The 5,645-nt window shown below is 66.6% G+C and carries 7 protein-coding genes and 1 tRNA gene; all 8 read right to left on the bottom strand.

What is annotated here, in order from left to right; translation table 11 throughout:
* Positions 1 to 65: 65 nt before the first annotated feature.
* Positions 66 to 141: transfer RNA gene (locus B3587_RS02530), tRNA-Ala, on the bottom strand.
* Between the two features lie 76 nt (positions 142 to 217).
* Positions 218 to 568: a ribosome silencing factor gene (rsfS, locus tag B3587_RS02525; protein ID WP_414683105.1), complete on the bottom strand. Its 351-nt coding sequence runs from the start codon at positions 566 to 568 to the stop codon at positions 218 to 220.
* A 73-nt stretch (positions 569 to 641) separates the two neighbouring features.
* Entirely contained in the window at positions 642 to 1,691 is a 1,050-nt protein-coding gene (locus B3587_RS02520; protein ID WP_292726300.1) for a hypothetical protein, read from the bottom strand.
* Positions 1,688 to 2,284: a nicotinate-nucleotide adenylyltransferase gene (gene nadD / locus B3587_RS02515; RefSeq protein WP_228178958.1), complete on the bottom strand. Its 597-nt coding sequence runs from the start codon at positions 2,282 to 2,284 to the stop codon at positions 1,688 to 1,690. Before nadD ends, B3587_RS02520 begins: the two co-directional genes overlap by 4 nt.
* Positions 2,285 to 2,291: 7 nt before the next feature.
* Positions 2,292 to 2,516 carry a hypothetical protein gene (locus B3587_RS02510; RefSeq protein WP_228178960.1) on the bottom strand — a complete coding sequence of 75 codons (225 nt, stop codon included), beginning with the start codon at positions 2,514 to 2,516 and terminating at the stop codon, positions 2,292 to 2,294.
* 51 nt (positions 2,517 to 2,567) lie between these two features.
* Complete coding sequence (locus B3587_RS02505; RefSeq protein ID WP_292726298.1) at positions 2,568 to 3,848, bottom strand: glutamate-5-semialdehyde dehydrogenase; 1,281 nt, start codon at positions 3,846 to 3,848, stop codon at positions 2,568 to 2,570.
* 10 nt (positions 3,849 to 3,858) lie between these two features.
* Positions 3,859 to 4,686: a glutamate 5-kinase gene (gene proB / locus B3587_RS02500; RefSeq protein ID WP_292726296.1), complete on the bottom strand. Its 828-nt coding sequence runs from the start codon at positions 4,684 to 4,686 to the stop codon at positions 3,859 to 3,861.
* Positions 4,683 to 5,645: GTPase ObgE (gene obgE, locus B3587_RS02495; RefSeq protein ID WP_292726294.1), on the bottom strand; the 963-nt coding region annotated here is incomplete at its 5' end. The genes obgE and proB, both read right to left, overlap by 4 nt.

Below are 5,645 nucleotides of genomic sequence, written 5' to 3'. Positions count from 1 at the left end.
GAGAAGGTGCTTCGGTCCCCCGTATAAACGAAGAAGGGCGCCCACGCGGGGCGCCCTTCTTCGTTTGGTGGACCTGAGGGGACTCGAACCCCTGACCCCCTGCATGCCATGCAGGTGCGCTACCAGCTGCGCCACAGGCCCGGATGCTGCCCCAAGAGGCAACTAGAACAGATTACTACATCGGCGAACGCCAGCCGAACCGATGCAGCATCCGCTCTCAGTCTGTGACAGCCTGCGCCGGTCGATCGATGGGGACGATCGGGCAGTCCTTCCAGAGGCGTTCCAGGCCGTAGAAGGCTCTCTCCTGCTCGTGGAACACGTGGACGACCAGATCACCGAAGTCCAGCAGTATCCACCGCGACTCTTGGCGCCCCTCGCGGCGCAGACGCTTGTGTCCTGCCTCCAGCAGCTTCTCTTCGATCTCGTCGGCGATCGCCGCGACATTGCGTTCGCTGCGACCGGTCGCGAGCAGAAAGATATCGACGAGCGGGAGCGGCTCCGAGACATCCAGCGCCACGAGGTCCTCGGCACCCGTCGCCTCAGCCGCGGCAGCCGCGATCGCGAGCATCTGCTTCGACGTTTCAGTAGCCGTCACGCGCGCGCTCCCGTGCTCGCGTAACCCAACGAACCGGCGCAGCGCGTCACGAGAACACCCCTGTCGCGAAGGCGAGGATCAGGACGCCCACCAGAGCCAGCGCGAGAACGCCTGCGGTAATGGCGAGGGTCAGCATGAGCCGCGAGCCCTTCTCAGGCGCAGGGGGCTTGATGATCTCAGCCGTCGTCTTCACCGTACTGATCGCTGCGCTGGCGGCGATCGGCGTCGGCGACGAGTGCTGCGGGATTTCCCCGTCGGCAAACGTGGCATCGATGTCAAAGCCCTCGGAGGTGCCGGGCATCTGCCCGGTCGTCGCGAACAGGTCGGGCAGTGCCAGGCTGCCGGTGACGAGCACCTCGCCTGTGGCGTTGACGGGGGCCGTGATGCCCTGCGGCGGGGAATCCGTAACGATCAGCGCGCTGCCGGTGCCGGTCGAGCCCGCGCTGGGACGCGAGATGAGCTGGTCGAAACTCGGTCGCGGGTCGGGCTCTGTCGCCACGCCAGCGAGCAGTGCCGATCCGAGCTGCGGGCTCACCGTGCCGCGCTCCGCAGGTTCGCCCGACGCGAGTCCGGCCGCGGCCTGGGAGATCGGATGCTCCTCCGGCGATACCGGCGGAACCGAGACGAAGGGCACACGGTGGTCACCGTCAGGATTGTTGACGGCGAGAGCGTCAGTGTTGCCGGTACGCTCCCGGGCGCGCCGGCGGGTCAGAGGAGCCCCGTCAAGATCGGGAGTTGGCTCTGACGGGCTAGGGCCCGAACCCTGGCCTTTATCAGCCACGGCTGGCGACTCCTCCGCCGGAGCCGGTGCGGGCTCTCTCGAGGGGTCAACCGATCCCCCGGATGCCGCGGGCTCGGCTGACTCACCGGTCTCGGACGCCTCATCGGCGGAGTCCGCCGTGGCAGGAGCCTGCCCGACGTCCTGACGATCGTCGGCGTCGGACGGCGCCTTGGCCTCGTTCGCAGCTGTCGTCGCCAGGGCCGGCGGCATGATCGGCGTGCCCTCGGGCGTCAGGATCGGGGTTGCACCCGTGCTGCGGAGCTCCCGAAGCTGCCGACGCGTCAACGGCTGGTTCGGTTGCTGCTCATTCGTCATTCGTTGCTCCGATACAGATGGTGCTTCGCAATGTATTGGACGACTCCGTCAGGGACCAGGTACCACACGGGGTGTCCCCCGCGAACCCGTCCTCGACAGTCCGTCGACGAGATCGCCAGCGCGGGGATCTCTAGTTGGCTTACGTCCTCGACAGGGAGCCCGTCCGTGTTCAAGACGTGGCCGGGTCGTGAGACGGCGACAAAGTGCGCCAACTCCCACAGTTCATCATGATTTCTCCAGCTGAGGATCTGCGCAATCGCATCCGCGCCGGTAATGAAGTACAAATCCGCGTCGGGATTGAGTCGCTGCACGTCACGGAGAGTATCGATCGTGTAGGTCGGGCCGTCTCGATCGATATCGACACGGCTGACCGAGAAGCTGGGGTTGGATGCCGTCGCGATCACCGTCATGAGATACCGATGCTCGGACTCCGTGACGTCGCTCTTCTGCCAGGGCTGTCCGGTGGGAACGAACACCACCTCGTCCAGCCCGAAGGAGTCGGCAACTTCGCTTGCCGCGACCAGGTGCCCGTGGTGGATGGGATCGAACGTCCCGCCCATCACCCCGATTCGGCGTGCTCGTGCTGCCGACATCGGATGCCTAGTGGCCGTGCCCCGATCGCTGCAGCTCAGCCGCGTGGGTCTTTGCGTAAGCCTCCGCCTTGTGCGCGTGACGGTTCGCGACGTTGCGGTACGACGCAGTCACAAGCGCCAAGAGCCCGAAGACAGCCAGGGCGATGATCCCGAAGATGACGGTCTCCAATGCCACGTTGCCGTGGTGCTCCGACTCTTCTGCGGCGAAGGCGAGAAGCGAGACGAGGGTCATTGAAACTCCGTTCGTGGCTGCGGCGACAGGTGCGCGTATCCAGCTTAGCTCTCAGCCGCGCACCTGACCGGCACCGCGCACCAGCCACTTCGTGCTCGTCAGTTCAGGGAGCCCCATAGGACCCCGGGCATGGAGCTTCTGGGTCGAGATCCCGACCTCGGCGCCGAAGCCGAACTCGCCCCCGTCCGTGAACCGCGTCGACGAGTTGACCATGACCACCGCAGAGTCCACCTCCGCGAGGAAGCGCTCAGCAGCCGCGGGATCCTCGGTGATGATCGATTCGGTGTGCTGCGAGGAGTATGTGCGGATGTGCTCGAGCGCGGCATCCAGGTCGTCGACGACACGGATGGCGACGTCGAGGCTCAGGTACTCCGTTGCCCAGTCCTCCGGTGTGGCCGGGACTACTCCTTCGGCTCGTGCCGACACGTCGACGTCACCGTGCACGGTCACGCCGGCTGCGTGGAGAGCCGCCACCAGGTCGGGAACGAGCCGGTCAGCGGCACCACGGTGCACCAGCACCGTCTCCACAGCGTTACAGACGCTCGGCCGCTGTGCCTTGGCGTTGACGACGATATCCAGTGCCCAATCGGCGCGCGCGCTCTCATCGAGAACGATGTGAACGAGCCCGGCTCCGGTCTCGATGACCGGCACGGTCGATTCGGTAACAACCGTCTCGATGAGTTGGGCACTGCCCCGCGGCACGAGCACATCGATCAGGCCACGAGCCTGCATCATGGCCCGTGCGCCGTCGCGGCCGAAGTCATCCACGGTCTGGATCGCCTCGGCATCAACACCGACGCTCTCGAGGGCAGCCCGCATGCTCGCGAGGAGCGCCCGGTTACTGTTCTCGGCGGCAGAGCCGCCGCGCAACACCACGGCGTTGCCAGAGCGCAGCGCAAGCGCAGCGATGTCGACAGTCACGTTGGGGCGCGCTTCGTAGATGGATCCCACCACACCGAACGGCACCGCCACCTTGGTCAGCGACAGGCCATTCTCGAGCCGACGCTCCTCGAGCACTCGACCGACCGGGTCCGGAAGCTCGGCGACCTCGCGCACCGCTGCGGCCAGCGCCGCGACCCGCACAGGGTCGAGGCGGAGCCGGTCCTGGAGCGCCTCCGAGAGCCCAGTGTCGCGGCCCCGTTGCAGGTCGGCCGCGTTCGCCTCGACGATCCGATCGGTGTCGGCTTCCAGACGCGCCGCAACGGCATTCAGCATGTCGCTCTTGCGCTGCGTGGAGAGCAGGCCCACCGTGCGCGCAGCGCTCTTGGCGTGCTGCATCCGCTCCTGAGCGCCGGTGACGGCATCCGTCGGTGACATCAGCGTGGTTGACATGATCGCCAGCCTACCGATCGACGGCGATGGGGCCGGTGAGAGCAGATGCGACAGGATGCGGATTCGGAGCGAACCATGTGCCGATGTTCTCGCCGCGCAGCGCCTCGTCAACGCGATCGGCGCTGGTGACAAGGACCCCCACGCCGGCAGCCGCAGCCAACCGCGCCGCGGAGACCTTGGTCGCGGCTCCCCCGGTCCCGACGCTGTTGACCACGACCGAACCAAACTGGAAACCGTGCAGGTCATCGCCCGGTTCCACGCGATCGATCGGGGTGGCACCGGGCTCGTCCGGCGGCCGCGTGTAGAGGGCTTCGATGTCACTGAGCAGAACCAGAGCGTCGGCACCAACGAGCTGGGCCACGAGGGCTGCAAGCCTGTCATTGTCGCCGAACCTGATCTCGTGCGTCGCGACAGTGTCGTTCTCGTTGACGATCGGAAGGATCCGAAGCCCCAGTAGTCGCTCCATGGCTCGCCGCGCGTTCGAGCGGTGGGTGGCATTCTCCAGATCACCGGCAGTAAGCAGGACCTGCCCGGCAAGGATGCCGAACCGGTCGAGGCTGGTCTGGTACCGCCACATGAGCACGTTCTGACCCACCGCGGCCGAGGCCTGCTGGGTTGCCAAGTCATCCGGGCGGCCGTCGAGCTTCAGAAGCGGAAGGGCTGTCGCGATAGCTCCCGAGGAGACGAGCACGACTTCGGTACCGCGCCCATGAGCCGCAGCGATCGCGGCGACGATCGCGTCGATGCGCCAGGCGTGCTCACCGCTGATTGACGATGATCCGACTTTGACGACAACCCGTCGGCAACCGAAGAGACCCTCGCGCTCGGTCACAGTCACTGCTCGTCGTCCTCCGCCTCGCCCCGTGCTGCCAGCCGTTCGGCCTCGAGTTCCTCCCGCGCCTCAGCCTTCGCGTCCATTCGCTCGTGGTAACGCTCGCGACGTTGCGCGGTCGTACGCCGCGAGTTCTGGTCGAGGCGGGGATCGGTGCCGCGCGGCGCCGTCATCAGCTCCGCTACGGAGCTCAGCGAGGGCTGCCAGTCGAAGATCACACCGTCGTCGCCGCCGATGACGACCGTCGCGCCGGGCGTCGCGCCGAGGCGATACAGCTCGTCTTCGACACCGAGCTTCTCCAGCCGGTCGGCAAGGTATCCGACAGCTTCATCGTTCTGAAAGTCGGTCTGCTGGACCCACCGCAAAGGCTTCGCGCCCAGGATGCGGTAGACCGGGCCATACGTGCCGCCCTCGACGCGGACAGAGAAGTCCTGCTCAGCGCCTTGCGGACGGATGACGACACGTTCGGGCTTCGGTGTGTCCGCCTGCGCGGCCCGGTGCTCGGCGACGATGGAGGCCAGCGCGAAGCTCAGCTCGCGGAGACCAGATCGGCTCACCGTCGAAATCTCGAAGACGCGGTAACCGCGTGCTTCAAGGTCGGGACGCACCAGATCAGCGAGATCCCGAGCCTCGGGCACGTCGACCTTGTTCAGGGCGATGACCTGGGGGCGCTCGAGCAACGGCAGTTGCCCCTCGGGAACGGGATAGGCGGCGAGTTCCGCGAGGATCACATCGAGATCGGTGAGCGGATCGCGACCCGGATCGAGCGTCGCGCAGTCCAACACGTGCACGAGCGCCGTGCAGCGCTCGACATGCCGCAGGAACTCCAGGCCGAGTCCGCGGCCGCTGCTGGCCCCTTCGATCAGGCCGGGCACATCAGCGACGGTGAAGCGCACGTCACCGGCTTCGACGACTCCAAGGTTCGGATGGAGAGTCGTGAACGGGTAATCAGCGATCTTCGGGCG

The organism is Microbacterium sp. UBA837, assembly GCF_002296025.1.
Classification (GTDB): domain Bacteria; phylum Actinomycetota; class Actinomycetes; order Actinomycetales; family Microbacteriaceae; genus Microbacterium.
Note: the sequence above shows the minus strand (reverse complement) of the source record. Positions and strands in the feature narration are given on the sequence as shown.

What these genes read in the sequence shown, in the direction of transcription:
- rsfS (WP_414683105.1), bottom strand. Translation starts at nt 568, where the DNA reads ATGCTCGCGATCGCGGCTGCCGCGGCTGAGGCGACGGGTGCCGAGGAC.
- B3587_RS02520 (WP_292726300.1), bottom strand. Translation starts at nt 1,691, where the DNA reads ATGACGAATGAGCAGCAACCGAACCAGCCGTTGACGCGTCGGCAGCTT.
- nadD (WP_228178958.1), bottom strand. Translation starts at nt 2,284, where the DNA reads ATGTCGGCAGCACGAGCACGCCGAATCGGGGTGATGGGCGGGACGTTC.
- B3587_RS02510 (WP_228178960.1), bottom strand. Translation starts at nt 2,516, where the DNA reads ATGACCCTCGTCTCGCTTCTCGCCTTCGCCGCAGAAGAGTCGGAGCAC.
- B3587_RS02505 (WP_292726298.1), bottom strand. Translation starts at nt 3,848, where the DNA reads ATGTCAACCACGCTGATGTCACCGACGGATGCCGTCACCGGCGCTCAG.